The 20,903-nt window shown below is 75.3% G+C and carries 20 protein-coding genes; 7 read left to right on the top strand and 13 right to left on the bottom strand.

Features of this window, described 5'->3' with window-relative positions; genetic code table 11:
- Window positions 1-94: 94 nt before the first annotated feature.
- The 9 genes from ABZ836_RS29905 to ABZ836_RS29865 all read right to left on the bottom strand — a co-directional run bounded on the left by ABZ836_RS29905 (window position 95) and on the right by ABZ836_RS29865 (window position 8,705).
- Window positions 95-742: a response regulator transcription factor gene (locus ABZ836_RS29905; protein WP_356129232.1), complete on the bottom strand. Its 648-nt coding sequence runs from the start codon at window positions 740-742 to the stop codon at window positions 95-97.
- Entirely contained in the window at window positions 739-1,935 is a 1,197-nt protein-coding gene (locus tag ABZ836_RS29900; RefSeq protein WP_361147432.1) for a sensor histidine kinase, read from the bottom strand. Before ABZ836_RS29900 ends, ABZ836_RS29905 begins: the two co-directional genes overlap by 4 nt.
- Window positions 1,936-1,994: 59 nt before the next feature.
- Complete coding sequence (locus tag ABZ836_RS29895; RefSeq protein WP_361147429.1) at window positions 1,995-4,208, bottom strand: MMPL family transporter; 2,214 nt, start codon at window positions 4,206-4,208, stop codon at window positions 1,995-1,997.
- Window positions 4,209-4,317: 109 nt separating this feature from the next.
- Window positions 4,318-4,770, bottom strand: coding sequence for a hypothetical protein (locus ABZ836_RS29890; RefSeq protein WP_361147426.1), 453 nt, complete (start codon window positions 4,768-4,770; stop codon window positions 4,318-4,320).
- Between the two features lie 29 nt (window positions 4,771-4,799).
- A complete protein-coding gene (locus tag ABZ836_RS29885) occupies window positions 4,800-5,126 on the bottom strand; it encodes a hypothetical protein (RefSeq protein WP_361147423.1) in 327 nt (108 codons plus the stop codon).
- A 126-nt stretch (window positions 5,127-5,252) separates the two neighbouring features.
- Window positions 5,253-5,660 carry a peptide-methionine (R)-S-oxide reductase MsrB gene (msrB, locus tag ABZ836_RS29880; protein ID WP_356129743.1) on the bottom strand — a complete coding sequence of 136 codons (408 nt, stop codon included), beginning with the start codon at window positions 5,658-5,660 and terminating at the stop codon, window positions 5,253-5,255.
- 29 nt (window positions 5,661-5,689) lie between these two features.
- The gene (gene murC, locus ABZ836_RS29875; RefSeq protein WP_361147420.1) at window positions 5,690-7,090 is read right to left on the bottom strand and encodes a UDP-N-acetylmuramate--L-alanine ligase; all 1,401 of its coding nucleotides are present in this window, start codon (window positions 7,088-7,090) and stop codon (window positions 5,690-5,692) included.
- Between the two features lie 118 nt (window positions 7,091-7,208).
- Window positions 7,209-7,700 carry an indole-3-glycerol phosphate synthase gene (locus tag ABZ836_RS29870; protein ID WP_356129240.1) on the bottom strand — a complete coding sequence of 164 codons (492 nt, stop codon included), beginning with the start codon at window positions 7,698-7,700 and terminating at the stop codon, window positions 7,209-7,211.
- A gap of 201 nt (window positions 7,701-7,901) precedes the next feature.
- Window positions 7,902-8,705, bottom strand: a complete 804-nt coding sequence (locus ABZ836_RS29865; protein WP_361147417.1) for a pyrimidine reductase family protein — start codon at window positions 8,703-8,705, stop codon at window positions 7,902-7,904.
- Window positions 8,706-8,742: 37 nt separating this feature from the next.
- On the opposite strand from ABZ836_RS29865, the gene zapE reads away from it, so the two are divergent.
- Window positions 8,743-9,855 carry a cell division protein ZapE gene (gene zapE / locus ABZ836_RS29860; RefSeq protein WP_361147414.1) on the top strand — a complete coding sequence of 371 codons (1,113 nt, stop codon included), beginning with the start codon at window positions 8,743-8,745 and terminating at the stop codon, window positions 9,853-9,855.
- 57 nt (window positions 9,856-9,912) lie between these two features.
- Here the strand turns inward: zapE and ABZ836_RS29855 are convergent, their stop codons facing one another.
- Both ABZ836_RS29855 and ABZ836_RS29850 read right to left on the bottom strand, forming a co-directional pair.
- Window positions 9,913-10,482: a dihydrofolate reductase family protein gene (locus ABZ836_RS29855; protein ID WP_356129246.1), complete on the bottom strand. Its 570-nt coding sequence runs from the start codon at window positions 10,480-10,482 to the stop codon at window positions 9,913-9,915.
- A 435-nt stretch (window positions 10,483-10,917) separates the two neighbouring features.
- Window positions 10,918-11,838 carry a helix-turn-helix domain-containing protein gene (locus tag ABZ836_RS29850; protein ID WP_361147411.1) on the bottom strand — a complete coding sequence of 307 codons (921 nt, stop codon included), beginning with the start codon at window positions 11,836-11,838 and terminating at the stop codon, window positions 10,918-10,920.
- A gap of 136 nt (window positions 11,839-11,974) precedes the next feature.
- Between ABZ836_RS29850 and ABZ836_RS29845 the strand changes: the two genes are divergently transcribed.
- Both ABZ836_RS29845 and ABZ836_RS29840 read left to right on the top strand, forming a co-directional pair.
- The gene (locus ABZ836_RS29845) at window positions 11,975-13,528 is read left to right on the top strand and encodes an FAD-dependent oxidoreductase (RefSeq protein ID WP_361147408.1); all 1,554 of its coding nucleotides are present in this window, start codon (window positions 11,975-11,977) and stop codon (window positions 13,526-13,528) included.
- 71 nt (window positions 13,529-13,599) lie between these two features.
- Window positions 13,600-14,322: an aminoacyl-tRNA hydrolase gene (locus ABZ836_RS29840; RefSeq protein ID WP_361147405.1), complete on the top strand. Its 723-nt coding sequence runs from the start codon at window positions 13,600-13,602 to the stop codon at window positions 14,320-14,322.
- A 7-nt stretch (window positions 14,323-14,329) separates the two neighbouring features.
- On the opposite strand, the gene ABZ836_RS29835 is transcribed toward ABZ836_RS29840, so the two are convergent.
- Entirely contained in the window at window positions 14,330-14,953 is a 624-nt protein-coding gene (locus ABZ836_RS29835; protein ID WP_361147402.1) for a hypothetical protein, read from the bottom strand.
- A gap of 168 nt (window positions 14,954-15,121) precedes the next feature.
- Between ABZ836_RS29835 and ABZ836_RS29830 the strand changes: the two genes are divergently transcribed.
- The 3 genes from ABZ836_RS29830 to ABZ836_RS29820 all read left to right on the top strand — a co-directional run bounded on the left by ABZ836_RS29830 (window position 15,122) and on the right by ABZ836_RS29820 (window position 18,274).
- The gene (locus tag ABZ836_RS29830; protein ID WP_361147399.1) at window positions 15,122-15,862 is read left to right on the top strand and encodes a 3-oxoacyl-ACP reductase family protein; all 741 of its coding nucleotides are present in this window, start codon (window positions 15,122-15,124) and stop codon (window positions 15,860-15,862) included.
- A 172-nt stretch (window positions 15,863-16,034) separates the two neighbouring features.
- Window positions 16,035-17,417, top strand: a complete 1,383-nt coding sequence (locus ABZ836_RS29825; RefSeq protein ID WP_361147396.1) for a DUF692 domain-containing protein — start codon at window positions 16,035-16,037, stop codon at window positions 17,415-17,417.
- Between the two features lie 77 nt (window positions 17,418-17,494).
- The gene (locus ABZ836_RS29820) at window positions 17,495-18,274 is read left to right on the top strand and encodes a TIGR04222 domain-containing membrane protein (protein ID WP_356129260.1); all 780 of its coding nucleotides are present in this window, start codon (window positions 17,495-17,497) and stop codon (window positions 18,272-18,274) included.
- A gap of 127 nt (window positions 18,275-18,401) precedes the next feature.
- Here ABZ836_RS29820 and ABZ836_RS29815 read toward each other — a convergent pair whose 3' ends face one another.
- Window positions 18,402-18,986, bottom strand: coding sequence for a YdeI/OmpD-associated family protein (locus tag ABZ836_RS29815; protein WP_356129262.1), 585 nt, complete (start codon window positions 18,984-18,986; stop codon window positions 18,402-18,404).
- Window positions 18,987-19,136: 150 nt separating this feature from the next.
- Here ABZ836_RS29815 and ABZ836_RS29810 point away from each other — a divergent pair, with 150 nt between their 5' ends.
- The gene (locus ABZ836_RS29810) at window positions 19,137-20,768 is read left to right on the top strand and encodes an alpha/beta hydrolase (RefSeq protein WP_361147393.1); all 1,632 of its coding nucleotides are present in this window, start codon (window positions 19,137-19,139) and stop codon (window positions 20,766-20,768) included.
- Window positions 20,769-20,903 lie beyond the last annotated feature (135 nt).

Genomic DNA, 20,903 nt, shown 5'->3' with positions numbered 1-20,903 from the left:
GGTGCCGGCCGGCACCCGGGCGCCCGTGAGTTCGCCGGGCGGCGCGAGACCGGCGAGCGGCGGACCGTCCGTCAGGTCGTGCCGGGCGGACGGCTCAGGGGCCCCCGAGCAGCCCGCGCTCCATGGCGACCACCACGGCGCGGGTGCGGTCGCTGACGTCCAGCTTGGCGAAGACCCGCAGCAGATGGGTCTTGACGGTGGCCTCGCCGATGACCAGACGGCGGCCGATCTCGGCGTTGGACAGCCCGTCGGCGACCGCGCGCAGCACCTCCCGTTCGCGGGCGGTGAGCGCGGCCTGCTCGGGGCGGCGCATCCGGGCGACCAGGCGTTCGGCGACCTTGGGCGCCAGGACGGTCTCGCCGCGCGCCGCGGAGCGGATGGCGTCGGCGAGCTGCTCGCGGGTGGTGTCCTTGAGCAGGTAGCCGACCGCACCGGCCTCCACGGCCCGTTCGATCTCGGCGTCCGTGTCGTAGGTGGTGAGGACGAGGACGCGGGTGGGCGCGGGCAGGGCGACGATCTCCGCGGTGGCGGCGACGCCGTCGAGGACCGGCATCCGCAGGTCGAGGAGGGCCACGTCGGGGGCGAGCCGTTCGACGAGGGCGACGCCCTCACGGCCGTCGCCCGCCTCGCCCACGATCTCCAGGGACGGTTCGCCGGCCAGCAGGGCGACGACTCCGGCGCGCATCACGGTGTGGTCGTCGACCACCACCACACGGATCCGGTCGTGCGGGGCGTCGGTCATCGGCCGTCCTGACTCTGGGCGGGGAGGGTGACGAGGACGCGGGTGCCGTCCCCGAGCGAGCTGGTGACGGACAGGTCGCCGTCGAGTTCGGCGAGCCGCCGCCGCATGCCGTCGAGGCCGAAGCCGCGGGCCTCCTCGACGACGAAGCCTCGGCCGTCGTCGGTGATCTCCAGTTCGATGCCGCCGGGGATCTCGGTGAGCACGACGCCCACGGTGGAGGCGCCGGCGTGTTTGCGCACGTTGGCGAGGGTCTCCTGGGTGCAGCGCAGCAGGGCGACGCGGGTGCGCCGGTCGAGGTCGACGTCGATGTCGGGGAGTTCGGCGGTCACGGCGAGGCCGGTGTCCTGGGCGAAGCGGTCCAGGGTCCGGCGCAGGGTGGCGGCCGGAGGGCCGGCGGCGACGCCGCTCTCGGGGGCGGCGCCGACGAGGACCCGGGCCTCGGCCAGGTTCTCGCGGGCGGTCCGCTCGATGGAGGTGAGCTGCTCGACGCAGCGCGCCGGGTCGGTGGGCGCTGCCGCACGGGCGGCCTCGGCGAGGACCACGATGGAGGCGAACCCCTGGGCGAGGGTGTCGTGGATCTCCCGGGCCAGCCGCTCGCGTTCCTCCGCGGCGCCCTGACGCTGGTATGCCGCCGCCAACTCCGCCTGGCTGGACGCCAGTTCCGCGGCGAGCTGCGCCTGCCGCGCCTCGCTGCGGGCCGTCAGGCGGTGCGCCCACAGCCCGGTGGCCACCCCGGCGGCGTAGGCGACGACGGTGAACGCGGCGTTCCCGGTGAGGAGTTGGGGGCTCCACCCCTGGTCGAGGACGCCGCCCAGGACGGTGAGGGCGGCCGCGGCCCCGCTGAGGGTGATCGCCTGCCGCGGGGTGCGGCCGAGGAGCCAGAACTGCGGCAGGGACACGGTGTAGAAGGCCGCCCCGCCGCCGAGCAGGTAGGACGTCGCGCCGAGGACCAGGGCGAGGACGGTCAGGTACGCGCGGGGAGGCAGGACCGGCCGGCGGGCCCGGGTGAACGCCAGGACGTGGCAGAGCGCGATCAGGGCGAGCAGGCCGAGCAGCCAGGCGCGGCGGGCCGCCGCCGCGTCGAGCGCGGCGACGGCCGGAGGAAGCGGACCGAACAGGATCCAGCCCGCGGAGTTCCAGCGCAGGGCGCGGACCTCGCTCGGCCGGCTGTCCGGCCGCTGCCTCGGACTCACGCTGGTTCACCTCTGTCGTCGGGGAGTTGAGGAGGATCGTCGGAGGTGGTCGGGCCCGGTCAGCCTACCGAGGTGAGGGGGCGGGCGGCCTGCTCTTCGGCGCGGCGGGTGCGGCGGGCCCGGCCCACTCCCCGGGAGGGCCACCAGTTGGCCTCGCCGAGCAGCAGCATCAGGGAGGGAAGCACCAGCATCCGGATGACGAAGGCGTCCAGGAGGACGGCGACGACGAGGCTGAACCCGATCTGCTTCATCTCGATGAGGTGCAGGGCGGCGAAGCTGGCGAAGACGGTGACCATGACCACGGCGGCGCTGGTGACCACGCCGGCCGAGCTGCCGATGCCGTCGACGACGGCCTCGCGGGTCGGGACTCCGCGCAGGGCGGCCTCCCGGATCCGGCTGATCACGAACACCTGGTAGTCCATCGACAGGCCGAACAGGATGACGAAGAGGAACAGCGGGACGCGGGATCCGATCGATCCGGTGGAGGTGAAGTCGACCAGTCCTTCGGCCCAGGTGTGCTGGAAGACCAGGACGAGGATGCCGAGGGAGGCGGCCGCGGAGAGCAGGTTGAGGACGACGCCGACCAGGCCGAGGACGACGGAGCGGAAGGCGTGGACGGTCATGGCGAAGGTGACCAGGAGCAGCGCGCCGATGATCAGGGGCAGCTTCCGTTCCTGGTGGGCCGGATAGTCCGTGTAGCGGGCGACGTCGCCGGTCACCGCGGTCTCGGCGCCCCGCACCCGGCCGACGGTATCGGGGACGTGGGTGGTGCGGATGTCCTCCAGCGAGGTCCTGGCCTGGTCGCTGCTGACGTGGTGCGGGACCTGGATCTGGAGCATGCTGATCCGCCGGTCGGGCGAGGTGGTGAGCCGTGCGGCGCCGCTGAGACGGGGGTCGTCCTCGAGGCCGGAGGCGAGGTCGCGCAGCGCGGCGGCCACCTCGGGGGCGCGGTCGGCGCCGGCGCGGACGACGACCTGGTGCATGGACTTGAGCTCGGGGAAGGCGGCGTTGAGCCGGTCGTAGACCTGCATGGCGACGATGGCCCGGGAGTGGGTCTCGCGGCCCATGTCGGTGAGCTTCAGGCCGAGGACCGGGGCGGCGAGCGCCAGCAGGCCGACGACGGTGACGGTGAGCGTGGCGACGGGACGCCGGGCCACGGGGCGCAGCACGGCGGCGGTCAGGCGGCCGGGGCCGGTCCTCGCGGGCTTCCGCTTCTTCGGCGCGAGCCCTCGGGCCACCCGGCGCTCGGCCCGCCGTTCGGCGCGGGCGCCCAGGACGGCGAGGAGGGCGGGGAGCACGGTGAGGGAGCTGACGACGGCGACGAGGGTGACGACGACGGCGCCGGTGGCGATGGAGGAGAAGATGACGTCGTCGGCGAGGTAGAGCGTGGCGCTGGAGACGGCGACGGCGAGGCCGGAGAGGACGACGGCGCGGCCGGAGGTGGCGGCGGCGATCTCGACGACGGCCCGGGAGCTCAGCCTGCCGCCCCCTCGGGCCCGTTCCTCCCGTTCGCGCTTGAGGTAGAAGAGCGTGTAGTCGACGCCGACGGCGAGGCCGATCAGCAGGATGACGTTGGTGCCCACTCCGGCGTCGGGGAAGGCGTGCGAGGCCACCATGGACAGGCCGACGGCCGCGGCGATCGAGGAGAGGGCGAGCAGCAGCGGGACGAGGGCCATGGCGAGGGAGCGGAAGACCAGCAGCAGGGTGAGCAGGGTGACCGGGAGGGCGATCATCTCGGTGCGGGCGAGGTCGTCGCCGCGGAGCTTGTCGACGCCCTTGCTGATCGAGGGTGATCCGGTCTCCTCGACGCGCAGCCCGGGGTGGGCCTTCTGCGCGGCGGTGGTCTCGCCGATCAGCGCGTCGACGCGCTTCTTGCCCTCGAGCTCCGGTCCCTCGAGGGTGACGGTGACCCGGACCGCGGTGCCGTCCGCGCTGCGGACGGGGTCGGCGACGGCGAGCACCTCGGGCAGGGCGCGCATCCGGGCGGCGACGTCCGCGGCGGCCGCGTCGGCGGCGGCGAGGTCCAGCTTTCCGGTGCCCGGCCTCGCGGTGATCAGGACGTGTTCGACGGGACGCTGCTGCAGTCCGCCCTCGGCGGCGATCTCCTCGCCGCGCCCTGCCTCACCGATGCGGAAGTCCTCGGTGGTGGCCGGGTTGGAGCCGGCGGCCATGCCGACGCCGAGGCAGAGGACGACGAACACGAACCAGCCGACGATGCCGCGCCACGGGTGGGCGGCGCTGCGACGAGCCATACGCACGGGGAGAGTTGTCATGCCGTCCATGCTGGTCGGCGGGGGTGGGGCGCCGACAGCAGCGACCGGTTGAACCTCCCGTCCACCGACCGGTGGACGGCGGCCCGGTTCTGCCGGGGGTGCCCCCGGCTCACACGGTGTGTACGTGCACGTCCGGCGGGTCGAGCACCGCCAGGTACGCCGTGATGTCCTCCGGATCGCTGGTGAAGATCACCGCGCTGCCGTGCTTGGCCGCGGCCAGCGCCACCCACGCGTCCACGGCGTCGGGTTTCTTCTTCCCCGGGAGGGCCGCCTGTCCCAGAGCCGTGCCGACCCGGCGCCAGTCGGTGAGGACAGGACCCGCCAGGCATCCGATGCACTCGGGCCGACCGGCCCGGGTGTCGCGCATCGGCGGGGCGGAGCCACGAGCCTGCGGCACGGTGCAGTCGCCGAGAACACCCGCGAGGGCGTGCACCAGGCTCGGGGCCGGACGCCACACCTGCGCCAGCACGGGCCCCAGCACGACCGCACGGTGCGGAGTCGCCCTCATCGCTTCGTGCAGGTGCACAGCCTTGGCCTTGCGGTCCGCGAGTGCGATGAGCATCCCCGTGTCGTACACGGGCACGCGCGCGCTCAAGCCGCTTCTCCCGGCCGCGCGGCAGGCCGGTCCGCCCCGTACACCAGGTCGAGAGCCCGTTCGACCTCCTGCCGCTCCTCCTCCGTCAGGTCGGCGAGCGGCTCCTCGGGCAGCTCTCCCGCACGTGCCGCCTCGGCCTCAGCCGCGGCGATCACCGCGTCCACGCCCGCGAACTGTTCCTCTATGGCCTCGGTCTCGGCCATCTGTCGCGTCGCGGCGTGCACCAGGTAGGCCGAGACGTCCATCCCGGCACGGTCCGCGTGCCGGCGGATGCGTTCCGCCTGCTCCTGCTCAAGACTGATGCTGATCCTGGTCCTGGCCATGCGCTCAAGCGTATGACGCGTATTACTGCCGGGCAAGCGGTTGCCCTGCGGATCGCGACGCAGATGACGCACGCACCGGGCCCCGGCCGCGCGTGCGGCCGGGGCCCGGCGGAATGCACAACGGGCTCAGCCCTCCGCCGGCTCCATGCGCAGGGAGATGGAGTTGATGCAGTACCGCTGGTCCGTCGGGGTGGGGTAGCCCTCACCCTCGAAGACGTGGCCGAGGTGGGAGCCGCAGCGCGCGCAGCGGACCTCGGTGCGGATCATGCCGTGCGAGGTGTCCTGGATCAGTTCGACGGCGTCGGAGTCCTTCGGGTCGTAGAAGGACGGCCAGCCGCAGTGGGACTCGAACTTGGTGTCGGACGTGAAGAGCTCGGCCCCGCAGGCACGGCAGGAGTACACGCCCTTGGCCTTGGTGTCCGTGTACTCGCCGGTGAAGGGGCGTTCGGTTCCGGCCTGGCGGAGGACGGCGTACTCCTCGGGGCTGAGTTCCGCGCGCCACTGCTCGTCGGGCTTCTCGACCTCGTAGGCCATGGTTGCGCCCACCCCTCTTCCTTGTGCTCTTACTTCTGCTCTGCGAGTCGGTCCAGGATCAGCGGGCCGAGGTCGGTGACGTCGCCCGCTCCCATGGTGAGAACGAGATCACCGGGCTTGGCCATTCCCGCGAGGACGCCGGGCGCGGCGGCCTTGTCGTGGACGGCGGTGACGTCGGCGCCGGTCTCCCGGGCGGCGTCGATGATCAGCTCGCTGGTGATGCCCGGGATCGGGTCCTCGCGGGCCGGGTAGATGTCGAGGACCACGGAGGCGTCGGCGAGCGCGAGGGCCTGGCCCATCTCGGTGCCGAGCTCCTGGGTGCGGGAGAACAGGTGCGGCTGGAACAGGACCAGTATCCGGCCGCCCTCGGGAAGACCGGCGCGCATCGCCTCCAGGTCGGCGGTCATCTCGGTCGGGTGGTGCGCGTAGGAGTCGATCACCTGGACGCCGGCCGCCTCCCCCTTGAGCTGGAGCCGGCGCTTGACGCCCTTGTAGGCGGCGATCGCGGGCGCCAGTTTCTCGGCCGGGATGCCCAGGGCCACGCCCGCGGCGAGGGCGGCGACCGCGTTGTGGGCGTAGTGGCGGCCGGGCACGGAGACCGTGAAGGTGAGCGGGGCGTCGTCGATCTGGACGGTGACGTCGCTGGTCAGGCCCTTGGCGACGACGGCGCCCACGCGCACGTCGGCGTCCGGGGACTCGCCGTAGGTGACCGTGCGGATGCCGGTGTTCTCGAGGCGGCGGGTGAGCTCGCGGGCGCCCTCGTGGTCGGCGGAGATCACCAGCGTGCCGCCGGGGACGATCTTTCCGGCGAAGATCCGGAAGGAGTCGTAGATCTCCTCCATGGAGGCGTAGTTCGCGTGGTGGTCGAGCTCCACGTTGAGGACGATGGCGACCTCGGGGGCGTACTTGTGGAAGCTGCGGTCCGACTCGTCGGCCTCGGCGACGAAGATCTCGCCGGCGCCGTGGGCGGCGTTGGAGCCGGGGGCGTCGAGGTCGCCGCCGATGGCGTACGACGGGTCCAGGCCGAGGGAGCCCAGGGAGACCGCCAGCATGGAGGTGGTGGTGGTCTTGCCGTGGGTCCCGGCGACGGCGATGGGCCGCAGGCCGTCCATCACGCGGGCCAGTGCGTCCGAACGGTGGACGACGGGGATGCCGAGCTCGGCGGCGCGGACCAGCTCCGGGTTGTCCTCGCGGATCGCGGAGGAGACGACGACGCAGGTGGCGTCGTCGGCGAGGTGGGCGGCGTCGTGGCCGACGTGGACCGTGACGCCCAGGGCGCGCAGCGCCTCGGCGGTCGGCGAGTCCTTGGCGTCGCTGCCGGCGACCTTGGCGCCCCGCTGGGCGAGGATCTTCGCGATGCCCGACATACCGGCGCCGCCGATGCCGATGAAGTGCGGTCGGTCCATGGCGGTGGGCAGGCCGGGTGCCATGCGTGTCTCCCCTGCGGTGGTGCGGTCGTGTCCGCGCACAGCCTAGTACCGACGCCGGTCACCGCCCCGGACGGCCGGACCGGGGGCGGCGCGGCCTCCCCCGGGTGGCCCGTCCGGGTCAGGCCGGGGCCTGGCCCTGCGTGCGGCTGTGCGAGAAGAGCTTGAGGACCGGGACGCCCACCTTGTGGCGGGCCCGCGAGGCCCAGTCGCGGTGGAAGAACTCCTCCACGTAGTGCGGGTCGGTCAGCACGATGACCTCGTCCGCGCCGACCTCCTCCACGACGGCTCTCAGCTCGTCCAGCGGGTGGTCCTCGACCAGCCGCCCCTCGGCCTCGCTGCCTGCGGCGCGCAGCGCCACCAGGGAGATGTCGAGGGCCTGGCGGCCCTGCTCGGCGGCGTCCTTGCCCTCGGGCTGGGCGGCCTCCCGGGCCGCCTCGTCCAGCGCGCCGATGGCGATGTCGTCGATGGCGCGCAGCAGTCGGTCGGCCTGGTCGCCGCGGGGCTGGAGGAGGACGTGGAAGGTGACCGGCTCGTCACCGTGCAGGGTGGTGACGAACTCGACGTCGGCCGAGGTCAGGGCCTTCTCGATCATCAATACGCTCGTGAACACGTGGGCGCCCCTTCTCTCGGTTCACGGACCTGAGGGGCCCGCGGTCGGTCGTCCGTGGCCGGCGGCGGGTCCTCGGACCGCTGCTGAAACCATCCTGCCCCGTCCTTCCGGTGCGGACCTACGCTTTTCGTGCGGTCGGGTGCGGCGGGAGATCTCCATGTTCCACCGATGGGGCCGCTCAATCCCGGCCACCGGGCCGGCTCAGGCGCGGTGGTAGCGGGTGAAGAGGAAGCCGTCCTCCTCGAGGAGCGAGGCCAGCGTGAAGTGGTGCGGGACGGCGACGGAGGGGCCGCCCGCGATGCGCTGGGCATCGCCGGCCGTGAGCATCGGGGAGACGGTCAGGCACAGCTCGTCCAGCACGCCCGCGGCGATCATCTGCCCCAGCAGGCGCGGCCCGCCCTCGGTGAGCAGACGGGTGTGGCCGAGCTCCGCCAGCGCGTGCACCGCCCGCGCGGGGTCCACGCCCATGCCGTCGCCCGCGACGACCACCCGCGTGCCCGTCTTCTCCGCGGCGGCGATCCGGTGCGGGTCCGCGGCGGCACCGGTCAGGATCAGGGTGGGCACCAGCGGCGAGGTGAACAGCGGCAGGGAGAAGTCCAGCTCGAGGCCGGCCGAGACGACGGCGACGGCGGGCGCGGGCCCCTGCCCCGCGGCCTCGCGCCGGGCGGCGAACTCCTTGCGGGCGCGGGCGGGCCGGTAGCCCTCCTGCCGGACCGTTTCCGCGCCGACCACGACCACGTCGGCCAGCGCCCGCAGCGTGCCGAAGATCCGCATGTCGGTGGCGCTGGAGATGGGGTGCGAGCGGCCGTCGTGCTGGGCCGCGCCGTCGAGGGTGGAGACCATGTTGGCGCGCAGCCAGGGCTCCCCGCCGCCGGGACCGCGCTGCGGGCCGTTCGGATTGCCGGGGTACGCGTAGGCGTCGGCCAGTTCGTCGAGGGTCCACTCGCGGCCCGGCTCGGCCGTCGTGATGACTGTCTCTTGGGTCACAGGGAACAGGCGTCGCATGACACGCAGTGTGACATGCCGTTTAGCATGGGGAAGTGTGTCGCCTTCCACCTCCGCCACCGGTCGCGGACCCATAGCCGAAACGGCCCCGCAGTCCCTGTGCGCCCGTGAGCCCCATGTCCCCGCCGACCGCCTGGTGGCGGAGATGGTGCCACCGCCGCGCTTCGGCGCCGCCCGTTTCGGGACGTACATCCCGGACCCGAACCAGCCCAGCCAGAGCGAGGCGGTCCGGGTCCTCGAGGAGTTCGCCGCCGGGCTGGACTCCTCCCCCGCCGCGGACCCGGGCGGCGGCACGATGCGCCGGCTGTTCGGGCTCAGAACCAGGCCGGCGGCCCCGTCCGGGCCGCGGGGCGTGTACCTCGACGGCGGGTACGGCGTCGGCAAGACCCACCTGCTGGCCTCGCTGTGGCACGCCACCCCGGCGGACCCCTCGCTGAAGGCGTTCGGCACGTTCGTGGAGCTCACCAACCTGGTGGGCGCGCTGGGCTTCCAGCAGACGGTCCGCACCCTCTCCGGGCACCGGCTGCTCTGCATCGACGAGTTCGAACTCGACGACCCGGGCGACACGGTGCTGGTGTCCAGCCTGCTGGGCAAGCTGGTGGAGGCGGGCGTCGCGCTGGCCGCCACCTCCAACACGCTGCCGGGCAAGCTGGGCGAGGGCCGGTTCGCCGCGGCGGACTTCCTGCGCGAGATCCAGGGACTGTCCGCGCACTTCCGCACGCTGCGCATCGACGGCGAGGACTACCGCCACCGCGGCCTGCCCGAGGCGCCGCCGCCGTTCACCGACGACCAGGTGCGGCGGGTCGCGCACGCCACCCCGGGGGCCTCGCTGGACGACTTCCCCGCTCTGCTCGACCACCTCTCGCGGGTCCACCCCAGCCGCTACGGCGCGCTGACGGACGACCTGGCGGCGGTGTGCCTCACCGGGGTGACGGCCGTGCCCGACCAGTCCACGGCGCTGCGGCTGGTCGTCCTCGCCGACCGGCTCTACGACCGTGAGGTGCCGGTGATGGCCTCCGGGGCGCCGTTCGACGAGCTGTTCAGCGCGGAGATGCTGGCGGGCGGGTACCGGAAGAAGTACTTCCGGGCGATCTCCCGGCTCACCGCGCTGGCGCGGGACGCGAAGCCGCTGGTCGCCGCGGGGGGCTGAGACGCCGCCGGGGCGGCGCGGGCCCTTGTGCCAGCGCCGCCCCGGAACCGCCTCCCGTCAGGGGCGCCGGTCCTCCAGCAGGGGGCCGGTGACGCGGTAGCGCGCGCAGAGCATGGCGGGCCCCATCGTCGCGCTCTCCACCAGCTCCAGCTCCAGCCGCCGCGGCAGCAGCGGCCGCCCCGCCCCCAGGGTGACCGGCGCGATCGACACGACCACCTCGTCCAGCAGCCCGGCATCGGCGAACTGCCCGGCGAGGTCGCCGCCGCCCACCACCCAGACGTCCTTGTCCCCGGCCGACGCCGTCACCTCGTCCCACACCTTCCGCACGTCACCGGAGGCGAACCGGATGTCCGCGCCCTCCACCGGGGCGAGGTCCCTGCCGGTCATCACCCACGTGGGCATCGTGTACGGCCACGGCTGCCCGGCCGCCACCTCGTGCCGGAGGATCCACTCGTAGGTCGTCGAGCCCATCACCATCGCCCCGGTGCGGGCCATGAGCGTGTCCATCCCGAACGGGCCCCCGCCGAAGCCCTCGTCGCCCTCCGGCTGGCGCAGCAGCCACTCCAGGGAGTCGTCCGGGTCGGCGAGGAAGCCGTCGAGGGTGGTGGCGGTGTAGTAGATCAGCATCGGTTCCTCCAGGCGGGTCGGGCTCGTCGGGCAGGTCGTGCGGGTCAAGTCGGTCAGGCAGGTCGGGTCGGTGCGGGAGGGCCGGGGGCCGGGACGTCTTCGGAGGCCGTCGGGGCCGTCAGGCGTCCTCGGGGCCGTCAGGCGCCGTCAGGCGCCGTCAGGCGCCGTCAGGCGCCGTCAGGGCCGTCAGGCGCCGTCAGGGCCGTCAGGGCCGTCAGGGCCGTCAGGGCCGTCAGGGCCGTCAGGCGTCGTCGGGCCGTCAGGGCCGTCAGGCGCCGTCAGGGCCGTCAGGGCCGTCAGGGCCGTCAGGCGTCGTCGGGCCGTCAGGGCCGTCAGGCGCCGTCAGGGCCGTCAGGGCCGTCAGGCGCCGTCAGGGCCGTCAGGCGCCGTCAGGGCCGTCAGGGCCGTCAGGGCCGTCAGGGCCGTCAGGCGCCGTCAGGCGTCGGCGGACGTCTCGCCGCGTCGCGTCCGCAGCCAGGTGATCGGGTCGCCGGCGTCGACCGGGCACCCGGCCGTCCGCATCAGGTGCCGCACCAGTTGCCGCCGGTGCGCCGCGTAGGTGAGGACGTGCGCGACCACGCCGCTGAGCAGGAAGCTCTCCGGCGGGTCGCACAGCGCGTCGATCAGCCGGTCGTCCCAGCCGCCGCGCCGGTCGATGTCCCGGACCGCCGCCAGCCAGCGCGGCGCCACCGCGTCGTGCCGCTCCAGCAGCGCCGCCGCGCCCGCCTCCGGGTCGCGGTCGGGCAGGTCCCGGCCCTCGATCGACGCCAGCCAGCTCTCCAGGGAGTGCACGTGGTGCTCCAGCAGGGCCTGGACCGACTCCTCCGGGCCGAACCACTCCTGGACGGTCAGCCCCGGCAGCCGCCGGGCGCGGAACTCCTCCTCGGGCAGTCCCTTCGCCCGCTCCAGCAGGTACCGGGTGTCGTCCAGGTCGTGGGCGACGAGCTGTTCCGTCAGCGGGTTCATGGTGTGCTCCGTGGCGCTCACCCAGAGCGAGGTCGGCGGGTGGAAGTGGATGCCGTTGGGCGCGGGCAGCCAGTGCCCGGTCCCCTCCTCGACGCTGCTCGGCGGCCGGCCGAAGGCCCGCAGGAAGGCCCGGCCGAAGCCCTCGACCGACTCGTAGCCCGCCTCCCACGCCGCCTCCGTGACGCTCCGCCCCTGGGCGAGCCGCCAGGCCGCGCGTTCCAGGAGCACCCGCCGCCGCATGGCCACGGGGGCCTCGCCCGCCGCCCGGGAGAGGGTGCGGTTGAAGTGGTAGGGCGAGACGAAGGCGTCCCGTGCCATCTCGCCGAGGGTGCGGTTGTCCTCGTCGAGCACGGCGTCGAGCAGTTCGCGCAGGCGGTCACGTCCGGTCATACGGACAGTCTGCGCCGCCGCGGACGGCGGCCGCCCGACCGTTCTTGCTGTCCTGCGCGCCGGCCGCGCGGCCTCCCTCCGGGCCCTGCCGGATCATCGTGCGGTGAGCTCGGGGGGACGGGGTACCCGGCGCGGCATGAGCACTCGTTACCCTCCGCTCGGACCGTCGTACTGGATGCGGACGGCCCCCGGCGACGAGCCGTACCCCGCCCTGGCCTCGGACATGGACGTCGACGTCGCGATCGTCGGCGCGGGCATCGCCGGCCTCAGCACGGCGCACGAGCTGATGCGGGCCGGACGGACCGTGGCCGTGCTGGACGCGGGCCGGCTGGCCGGCGGCGTCACCGGGTACACCACCGCCAAGCTGACCGCCCTGCACGGCATGGTCTACGCCCACCTGCGCAGGACCCGCGGCCCGGACGGCGCCCGTCTGTACGCCCGGTCGCAGACCGAGGCGATCGAGCACGCCGCGTCGCTGGTCGAGGAACTCGGCATCGACTGCGACTGGGAACCCCGCAGCGCGTACTCGTACGTCACCGACCCGGACCAGGCGGACCAGGTGCGCGCCGAGGCCGAGGCGGCCCGGGAGGCGGGGCTGCCGGCCGTCTTCACGCAGGACACCGGGCTGCCGTTCCCGGTGGCGGGGGCGGTGCGGGTGGACGGGCAGGCGCAGTTCCACCCGCGGAACTACCTGCTGGCCCTCGCCGCGGACCTGGCCGCGCAGGGCGCCCTGATCCACGAGAACACGCGGGTCACCGGGCTGACCGAGGGCGAGCCGCACACCCTGGAGACGGACACCGGGAACGTGGTGCGGGCCCGGGACGTCGTCGTCGCCACCCACTACCCGGTGTTCGACCGGTCGCTGCTCTTCTCGCGGCTCTCGCCGCGCCGGGAGTTCGCGGTGGCCGGGCGGATTCCGGCCGCCCTGGACCCGGACGGCATGTACATCACGTCCGAGGAGAACACCCGGTCGGTGCGGACCGCGCCGCTGGACACCCCCGGGAAGCGCCTGCTGATCATCACCGGTGAGCACATCACGCCCGGCACGGGCGACCCGGAGGAGCGGTTCCGGCGGCTCACGGACTGGATGACGGCCACCTTCCCCGGCGTCGAGCCGATGTACGGCTGGGCCACCCAGGACACCGACGCCACCGACACCGTGCCGCTCGTGGGGCCCATGCCGTCCGGTTCGCCGGGGCTGTGGGTGGCGACCGGGTTCCGCGGCTGGGGGATGAGCGGCGGCATCATGGCCGGCCGGCTGCTGGCCACGCTGATCGACGGCGGCAGCAGCCCGTGGGCGGAGCTGTACGACCCGCGGCGGCTGGCGCCGGTGCTGCGGGAGGCGCCGCGGTTCCTGCAGACGCAGGCGAAGGTCGCCGGCCACTTCGTGGGCGACCGGCTCGCCGCGGCGCGGTCGGGGGCCGCGGTGGAGGACATCGAGCCGGGCGACGGCGCGGTGGTGCGGGTCGGCGGCGAGTCGGTGGCCGTCCACCGGGACGACGCGGGGCAACTCCACGCGGTGTCCGCGCGCTGCACCCACCTGGGCTGCCTGGTCTGCTTCAACGCGGCGGAACGGGCGTGGGAGTGCCCCTGCCACGGCTCCCGCTTCTCCCCCGACGGCTCGGTCCTCCAGGGCCCGGCGACCCGTCCCCTCCCCCGGCGGGCCCTGCGCCGCCGCGAGGACACCTGACCGAACGGCCGCCGCGCTCCCACCGGGGCCCCTGACGGGTCCCGGTGGGGGCGTTTTGGCAGACTGGGCGGGTGACGACCTCGCCCTTCCATACCGCCGCGGACCCGCGGGACGACAAGCCCCAGTACGTCCTCCCCCTGGTCGTCCGGCTGGAGAAGACGGACCCTCCCGCCCGCACGGACGCCCTGGAGACCTCCGCCCGCGCGGTGCTGACCGTCCTGGACGACCCCCGCTCCACCGGTGACGGCGAGTGGGCCGCCGCGATCGACGCCTGGCAGGACGCCCGCATCCGCAAGGTCGTCCGCCGCGCCCGCGGCGGCGAGTGGCGCAAGGCGCAGACGCTGCCCGGCGTCACCGTGACCGGCGGGTCGGCCGAGGTCCGCGTCTACCCGCCGGTCCCGCTGGACGGCTGGCCCAAGGAGCTCGCCAAGCTCCAGGTGTCCGGGACCGACCTGGACGACCCCGAGCCGCCCCCGCCCGCCGACCCCGCCGCGCCCGTCCTGTGGCTCAACCCCGAGCTGGACATGTCGGCCGGCAAGGCGATGGCCCAGACCGGTCACGCCGCGCAGCTCGCCTGGTGGGAGCTGACCGACGCCGACCGCGCCGCCTGGCGGGACACCGGCTTCGCCCTCTCCGTCCGCACCGCCGCCCCCGACCGCTGGGCGGGCCTGCTGGCCGCGCGCCTGCCCGTGGTCCGCGACGCCGGCTTCACCGAGATCGCCCCCGGCTCCTGCACGGTGATCGCCGACCACCCCGCCCTGCGCCGGCCCGCCGCGCCCTCGCGGGTCCGGTAGCCGGGGGTCAGTCGAAGGCGCGCTCCAGGAGGTCCTCCTCCTCGTCGGTGAGCCGGTCGAAGCAGGAGTCCTGGGTCACCATGACGGAGGTCGCGATCCAGTCCCGGCTCTCCGTGTGCTGGGCGTACGTGGTCCAGCCCCGCTTGTGGTGCACGGCGTTGCGGAGCGTGCCGTCGTCGCCGAACTCCACCTCCTTGACGGGCCGGCGCTCCTTCCAGCCCCGCGCCTCGAAGCCCGCGAGCACGGCTTCGAACTCCTGCCGTCGCTCGGCCGGATCGTTGCCCGTCGGACCCGTCGGACCCGTCGCCCACGAGACGTGACAGGGCGCCAGCTCACGGGTGAGGGCCGCGACCTTCCGCCGCTGCCCGGCGTCCAGGCCGGAGTCCGGGGCCCGCTCGGAGAAGACCTCGGCCACATCCTGCTCGGGGAAGCCCTCGACCACCTCGCGCTCGGGCAGCCCGGCGGACCTGACGGCCGCCCGCACGTCCGCGAGGACGGCCTTCGGTCCCGCGTCCGCGGAAGCGGTCTCCGCGGCGGCGGTCCCCGCGGACGAGGTGCCGCATCCGGCGAGGAGGCCCGCCGCCGCCACGGCGACGGCCGTGCGTCCGGCACCGGCCCTGGTGTTGCGCATGATCTGCTCCTTGGTACGAGTCCACCGGGCGCGGCGCGACCGACGGCCCCGAACGAGTCTCACACACCCCCTCGCCGCCCCTTTCCGCAGGCCGGAGCGACGGCCGCGCCGAACGCGAGGTCGGATTCCCGCCAGCTTCTGGGCCCGGGAGCGGCGAGGCTCCACGGCATGAACCGACTCGAAGGAAACGTGGCCCTGGTGACGGGCGGCAGCCGGGGCATCGGTGCGGCCGTGGCGTTGCGACTGGCCGAGGAGGGCGCCGACGTCGTCCTCACCTATGAGAACGGCGCGGACCGCGCCGCCGAGGTGGTGGAGCGGATCGAGGCCGCGGGGCGCCGGGCCCTGGCCGTCCGGGCCGACAGCGCGGACCCGGAGGCGCTGGTCGCCGCGGTGGACGAGGCCGCCGCGGCGTTCGGCAGGCTCGACGTCCTGGTCAACAACGCGGGCGTCTTCCTCGTCGGCCCCCTCGACGAGCTGGGGCCGGAGGACATCGAGCGCACCCTGGCGGTGAACGTCCGCGCGCCGTTCACGGCCTCCCGGGCGGCGGTGCGGCACATGGAACGGGGCGGCCGCGTCATCAGCATCGGCAGCAACGTCGCCGAGCGCGCGGTCTTCCCGGGGCTGGCGCTGTACGCGATGAGCAAGTCGGCGCTGGTCGGGATGACGAAGGGCCTGGCCCGGGAGCTCGGCCCGCGGGGAGTCACCGTGAACCTGGTGATCCCCGGTCCGACCGACACGGACACCAACCCGGCCGACGGACCGAACGCCGAGGTGATCGCCGGCTTCACGGCGGTGGGACGCTACGCGGAGGCGGCCGAGATCGCGGCGACCGTCGCCCACCTGGCGAGTGCGGACGCCTCGTACGTCACCGGAGCCTCGATCGCCGTCGACGGCGGCTTCACCGCCTGAGGACCGGCGGCCTCACCGCCGGAGAACCGGCCGCCTCACCGCCTGGGCGTCGCTAGCTCAAATCAAGCTCTGAATACGGGCGGAAGCGATTCGTCGGCCCTCCCCCTGGGCCAAGACTCCCTCACACGGACAGGTACACCAGGTACACGGTGACGGGCGGGGGAGGGCGACGATGGCGCACCTGGGGACGGGGATCGGCTGGCGGCCGGAGATCGCGGACGCCGTGGAGGCGATGCCCGGCATCGACTGGGTCGAGGTGGTCGCGGAGAACCTCTGCGCCTCGCACCTGCCCGACGCGCTGGTCCGGCTGCGGGAGCGCGGCGTGACGGTGGTGCCGCACGGGGTGTCGCTGGGGCTCGGCGGGGCCGGACGGCCCGACGCGGGGCGGCTGGAGGCGCTGGCCGAGCGGGCGCGGCTGCTGGACGCGCCGCTGGTGACGGAGCACATCGCCTTCGTCCGCGCGGGCGGCGACCTCACCGCCTCCCCCGCGCTGGAGGCGGGACACCTGCTGCCCGTGCCGCGCACCCGCGACGCGCTGGACGTGCTCTGCGAGAACGTGCGGATCGCGCAGGACGCGCTGCCGGTGCCGCTCGCGGTGGAGAACATCGCCGCGCTGCTGGCCTGGCCGGGCGAGGAGCTCACCGAGGGGCAGTTCCTCCACGAACTGGTGGAGCGCACCGGGGTGCGGCTGCTGATCGACGTCGCGAACCTGTACACCAACCAGGTCAACCGGGGCGAGGACACCGCGAAGGCGCTGGACGAGCTGCCGGTGGAGGCGATCGCCTACGTCCACGTGGCGGGCGGCGTGCTCAAGGACGGCGTCTGGCACGACAGTCACGCGCACCCGGTGCCGGAGCCGGTGCTGGACGTCCTCGCCGACCTGACCTCGCGGGTGTCCCCGCCCGGCGTGCTGCTGGAGCGGGACGACGACTTCCCGCGCGCCGCCGAGCTGGAGCGGGAGATGGAGTCGATCCGGGCGGCGGTGGCCCGTGGCCGCGCGTCGGCGACGGCCGCGTCAGGGACCGCCGCGTCGGCGACGGCCACCTCGGGGACGGCCACCTCGGGGGCGGCGGTGGCGGCGACGGCCGCCCCGGCCGGCCCCGCGGCCGGTGAACGCCCCGCCGTGGCCCCGGCGTCGGACGGCGCCCGGCAGCGCGTCGGCGTGGCCCAGGCCTCGCTGCTGTCCGCGCTGGTGGCCGACGGCCCCGTGCCGGAGGGGTTCGACCGGGCCCGGGTCCGCGTGCAGGCGCGGGCGCTGGCCGCCAAGCGGGCGGGGATCGTCGCCAAGGTCGCGCCCGAACTCCCGCGCGTCCTGGGCGAGTCGTACCGCCCGTTGTTCGTCGCCTACGCGATCGCACGGCCGCTGACCGGCGGCCACCGCAAGGACGCGCTGGACTTCGCGGAGCACCTGCTGCTGTCCGGCCGCCCGGAGAACGCCCGCCGCCGCAACCGGCTGCGGGCCTGGTGGCTGGCGCGCTCGGGTCCGGCACCGCTGCCGCGGACCCCCGCCGCGCGCGTCGCCCGCGCCACCCGCCGTGTGCTGCTGGGCGGTTGACCAGGTCGGTGAAGGAGTGTGTCCGGATCGTGAACGACCCGTGGTGCCGCGGCGGTCCGGTGACGTAGAAACTCCGCATGGTGTGGGTGTTCCTGCTGATGGCGGCGTGGGTTCTCGTGGGGGCGGCCTGTGTCCGCCTGTGCCGCGCGGCGGTGGTCGCCGCGGCCGTCGACCGGCGCGGCGCCGACCGCGCGTCGCTGACGCTGTACGAGGCGGCGTTCCTGGCGGGCGGCCCCGTGCGGGTCGCCGACCTGGCACTGGTGGCGATGGCCCGGGAACGCCGGCTGCTGCTGGCCCACACCGGCTGGGTGACGGTGGTGGACCCGCGGGGCCGGGACGAGGTCGAGGGGTCGGTGCTCGCCGCGATAGGAGCCGGCGGGCAGCGGCGGATAGCGCCGGTGCGGACGGCGGTGGCCGCGGCCGCGGCGGTGCGGGGGATGACGGAGCGGCTGGTCACGGCGGGCCTGGCGGTCCCGGAGGGGGCGTGGACCGTCGCGGACGGCGTCCGGCGGGTGCGCGCCGCCGCGGTGGCGGTGGCCGGCCTGGGCGCGGCGGCGGTCGTCCTGCCGGGCGAGGAGGGCGGGCCGTCGGCCGGGCTGACCGCCGCGTGGTTCGCCGCGCCGCTGGCGCTGGCGCTGGGCTCCCTGCTGATCACCCGCATGGAGGTCCACCCGTACACCCGGCGTGCCTCCGCCGCCGGTCACCGGCTGGTGGCCGCGCTGGGAAGGGGCCTGACCGACCTGGACGAGGAGCCGCGCCTGCTGGCGACGGTGGCGCTGCACGGCGTGCCCGCGGTGGAGGAGCCCGCGCTCCGGGCGGCGTTCGCGGCCCGCACGGGCGAGGAACCGCAGCGCTGAACCAGGCGGCCGGGCCGCCCCACCGCCGAGACCCGAGCGCCTCACCCCGAGCGCCCCACCCCAAGTGCCTCAGCCCGGCCCGAGTGCCTCAGCCCGGCCCGGGCGGCTCGGCCCCGGCCCGGACGGCTCAGGCTCGGCCCGGGCGGCTCCCCGCCGCGAGGTCGCGTACCGCCCGCTCGAGCCGCGTCCGCCGGGCCCGCGGGGTCGCCGCCTGCAGCAGCGGGAGCATGACCAGGTAGCGGGCGGTCCGGTCGAGCGCGTCGAACGCCGCACGCGCCGCCGGGTCCGCGGCGAGCGCGGCGGCGAGGTCGTCGGGGACGGCGGCCGTCGCCTGCGACGCGTAGGCGCGGTCCCAGCGGCCGTCCTCCTGCGCGCGCCGGACCTCGGCGAGGCCGGGTTCCCGCATGCGGCCCTCCGCCGCGAGCTCCGCGACCTTCTCGACGTTCACCCGCGACCACAGGCTCCTCGGCCGTCGCGGCCCGTACCTCTGCAGGTAGTACCGGTCGTCCAGGGCCCGGCGCTGCCCCGAGATCCAGCCCCAGCAGAGCCCGACGTCGACCAGTTCGCCGTCCGTGACCGACGCGATCCCCGACGCCTTCTTCGCCACCTTGACCCACACCCCCTCGCGGCGGGTGTGGTGCTCGGCCAGCCAGGCGTCGAAGGCCGCCGCGTCCGGGAAGGCGACGACGTCCGCCCCGTCGAACTGCTCCATGGGGCCAGGCTAGTGCGGGCCGGGTCCCGGCGCGCTGTCGATCTCGCGCCACCGGGCGGGGCGCGGGCCGGGACACGGCGCGGCGCGTTGCTCCCGCGGGGCGGCGGGCGAAACATCCTTCGGGACGCCCCCTGCCCGAAGGGACACCGCATGCGCCGTCTCGCGCTGTTCGCCGCCCTCGCCGTGCTGGCCTCGTCCGGCGCCACCGCCGCGCCCGCGCCCGCCCCTGACCCCGCCCCCGTCGGCACGGCCGAGGAGCGCGGGGTCGCGGTGGCGGCGGCGCGGGCCGGGCGGGACGGGGTCCGCTGGGGGCGGTGCACCGGGCAGCACGCCATGCCGGGCAGGGCCCGCTGCGGCACGGTCGCCGTCCCGCTGGACTACGCCCGCCCCGGCGGGCCGTCCCTGCGGCTCACGGTCAGCCGCACCGCGGCGACCGGCGGCACGGACGGCACGGTCGTCCGGCAGGGCGCGCTGCTGTTCGGGCCCGGTGGCCCGGGCGCCTCCGGCATGTCGTTCCCGGCCGTCGCCCTGACGCCCGCCTGGAAGCCCCTGGCCGAGGCGTACGACCTGGTCGGGTACGCCCCGCGCGGCGTGGGCGGCTCCGCGCCGCTGCTCTGCGCGGACCCCGCGGAGCGGCCCGTGGGACCGTCCCCGGCGCCGACGCGGCCCTCGCGGGCACTGCTGCGGGAGTGGCGGGCGGAGGCCGAGCGGTACGCCACGGCGTGCGCCCGCCGCAACGGCGCGGCCCTGCGGCACCACACCTCGCTGAACAGCGCGCGCGACCTGGAGGTGGTCCGCGCCGCGCTCGGCGAGCCGCGGCTGACCTACCTGGGCGTCGCGTACGGCGGCTACCTGGGCGCGCTGTACGCCGACCTGTTCCCGCACCGCGTGCGGCGGATGGTCCTGGACTCGCCGGTGGACCCGGACCCGGCGCGCGTCTGGTACCGCGGCCACCTCGCCCGGCCCGCCGCCTACGAGACCCGCTGGGCCGACTTCCGGGCCTGGGTGGCGCGGCACGACGACGTCCACGGGCTCGGCGGTGACGCCGGTGCGGTGGCGCGCGCCTACGAGCGGGCGTCCGCGCGCCTGGCGGCCCGGCCGGCCGGCGGGACCGTGGGGCCGGGGCAGTTGCACGCGGCGATGCTGACCGCGCTCCACCACGACGAGGTCTGGCCGCACCGCGCGCGGGCCCTCGCCGGGTACGTCCACGGCGACGACCGGCAGTTGCTGGCCCAGGCGGGGCCGATGCCGGACGCCGCGGCGCGGGCCGAGCTGGCTGCGCGGGAGGAGAACACGAGGGCCGTGTACACGGCGGTGCGGTGCAACGACGCCCCCTGGCCCACCGCGTGGAAGGTCTGGGAGGCCGACGCCGCGCGCCTGGCCCGCGGCGCCCCGTTCACGGCGTGGGACCACGTCCGGACCGACCTGCCCTGCGCCTCCTGGACGGGGCCCCGGCAGCGCCCCCGGGACGTGCGCACCGGGCCCGGCGAACTGCCGCCGGTGCTGGTCCTGGCGGCCGAGCGGGACGCGGCGGCCCCCTACCGGGGCGCCCTGGAGCTACAGCGGCGACTGGCCGGCGCGGCCCTGGTGACCGAGCGCGGCGCCGGCTCGCACGCCCTCTCCGGCGGCCCCAACACCTGCGTCGACGGCCACCTCCGCGCCTACCTCCTCCACGGCCGCGTCCCCACCGCCCCCACTCCCCCCTGCACCCCGCACGCCGAACCCCGGCCCCGCCCCCCGGACTTGCCGCCCCCCGTCCTCACTCCGGCCCCCGCGCCCTAGGGTCGGAAACCGGGCACGAAAACCGCGCCGCCGTTCCGGGCCGCGGCCCTCCCCGGAGGGGCGAACACGTCGGCGCCGGCGGTCGGAGCGGCCGCGGCCCCGGGCGGGCATCGCGGTCGGCGGCGTCCGGCCCGG

Origin of the sequence: Streptomyces sp. NPDC047130 (assembly GCF_040643475.1) — a bacterium.
Lineage (GTDB): Bacteria > Actinomycetota > Actinomycetes > Streptomycetales > Streptomycetaceae > Streptomyces.
This window is presented reverse-complemented; position numbering and strand designations above follow the sequence as displayed.

Excerpts from the sequence above, each read along its gene's own strand:
- msrB (WP_356129743.1), bottom strand. The coding sequence starts at position 5,660 with ATGGCCTACGAGGTCGAGAAGCCCGACGAGCAGTGGCGCGCGGAACTC.
- ABZ836_RS29820 (WP_356129260.1), top strand. The coding sequence starts at position 17,495 with ATGGTGTGGGTGTTCCTGCTGATGGCGGCGTGGGTTCTCGTGGGGGCG.
- ABZ836_RS29895 (WP_361147429.1), bottom strand. The coding sequence starts at position 4,208 with ATGACAACTCTCCCCGTGCGTATGGCTCGTCGCAGCGCCGCCCACCCG.
- ABZ836_RS29850 (WP_361147411.1), bottom strand. The coding sequence starts at position 11,838 with ATGACCGGACGTGACCGCCTGCGCGAACTGCTCGACGCCGTGCTCGAC.
- ABZ836_RS29830 (WP_361147399.1), top strand. The coding sequence starts at position 15,122 with ATGAACCGACTCGAAGGAAACGTGGCCCTGGTGACGGGCGGCAGCCGG.
- ABZ836_RS29810 (WP_361147393.1), top strand. The coding sequence starts at position 19,137 with ATGCGCCGTCTCGCGCTGTTCGCCGCCCTCGCCGTGCTGGCCTCGTCC.
- ABZ836_RS29855 (WP_356129246.1), bottom strand. The coding sequence starts at position 10,482 with ATGCTGATCTACTACACCGCCACCACCCTCGACGGCTTCCTCGCCGAC.
- ABZ836_RS29825 (WP_361147396.1), top strand. The coding sequence starts at position 16,035 with ATGGCGCACCTGGGGACGGGGATCGGCTGGCGGCCGGAGATCGCGGAC.
- ABZ836_RS29835 (WP_361147402.1), bottom strand. The coding sequence starts at position 14,953 with ATGCGCAACACCAGGGCCGGTGCCGGACGCACGGCCGTCGCCGTGGCG.
- ABZ836_RS29845 (WP_361147408.1), top strand. The coding sequence starts at position 11,975 with ATGAGCACTCGTTACCCTCCGCTCGGACCGTCGTACTGGATGCGGACG.
- ABZ836_RS29865 (WP_361147417.1), bottom strand. The coding sequence starts at position 8,705 with ATGCGACGCCTGTTCCCTGTGACCCAAGAGACAGTCATCACGACGGCC.
- ABZ836_RS29885 (WP_361147423.1), bottom strand. The coding sequence starts at position 5,126 with ATGGCCAGGACCAGGATCAGCATCAGTCTTGAGCAGGAGCAGGCGGAA.
- ABZ836_RS29890 (WP_361147426.1), bottom strand. The coding sequence starts at position 4,770 with ATGCTCATCGCACTCGCGGACCGCAAGGCCAAGGCTGTGCACCTGCAC.
- murC (WP_361147420.1), bottom strand. The coding sequence starts at position 7,090 with ATGGCACCCGGCCTGCCCACCGCCATGGACCGACCGCACTTCATCGGC.
- ABZ836_RS29905 (WP_356129232.1), bottom strand. The coding sequence starts at position 742 with ATGACCGACGCCCCGCACGACCGGATCCGTGTGGTGGTGGTCGACGAC.
- ABZ836_RS29815 (WP_356129262.1), bottom strand. The coding sequence starts at position 18,986 with ATGGAGCAGTTCGACGGGGCGGACGTCGTCGCCTTCCCGGACGCGGCG.